General features: G+C 60.5%; 1 protein-coding gene. It reads right to left on the bottom strand.

The genetic code is table 11. The features are described from left to right. Positions 1–437: 437 nt before the first annotated feature. Positions 438–737, bottom strand: a 300-nt coding sequence (locus P0D89_RS53655) for an integrase core domain-containing protein (RefSeq protein WP_408371397.1), incomplete at its 5' end; no start/stop codon positions are given.

The raw sequence follows: 737 nt of genomic DNA, 5'->3' as shown, positions 1-737 counted from the left end.
AGGCGGGAGTCGTCCATCACATCAGAGCCGCCGACCGTACGTACGCCGGTTGGTCCGCCCCGACTGGCCGGGACAGATACCGTCACACCTGGCACGGCGCCAACGATGGATGCGCAAGTGGCCACGGTCGTCGAACTCACGTCACGCACGTCAGTACGACCGCGGAAGCTTTCGATCGGGACCGGTCAGGTGTTCTAACTCCGCTGTTCAAGCTGCGAGGTGTGTCATGGCGCTTCAGATATCGCGTCCGGTCGATCCATCGCTGAACCCACTCGTCACCGGCAACTATCGTCTTGCCACGCCGGCGATCGAGGCGTTCTGGAGCGGTACCCATTTTGTGGACGCCATGAACTGGCTTTTGAGAGTTATCCACGGCCGGTCGTCGGGTCGCCTGTTACGACCACGACGGCGGCCGGCGGTGGGTAACTCGACACTCATTATGACGCGCGTTCCTCCTTGCGTTGATTCCCGGCGCGCCAGCGCCGCTCGAATTCACTCGGGCTCACGTAATCCAACGATGAATGCAGGCGTTCAGTGTTGTAGTAGGTGAGGTACTCCGTGATGGATAACCGGGCCTGTTCGCGCGTGGCGTAGTGCTCTGTATACACGCACTCGACCTTTACCGTGCCGTTAGCCGATTCCATTGGTGCATTATCCCAACAGCTCGCCTTGCGGCTCATTGAGACGGTGATGCCGCGCGCAGCAAGCACCTTGCGGTACTCGTTGGCCGCATATTG

Origin of the sequence: Paraburkholderia sp. RL18-085-BIA-A (assembly GCF_046027075.1) — a bacterium.
In the GTDB taxonomy this organism is placed as follows: Bacteria; Pseudomonadota; Gammaproteobacteria; order Burkholderiales; family Burkholderiaceae; genus Paraburkholderia.
This window is presented reverse-complemented; position numbering and strand designations above follow the sequence as displayed.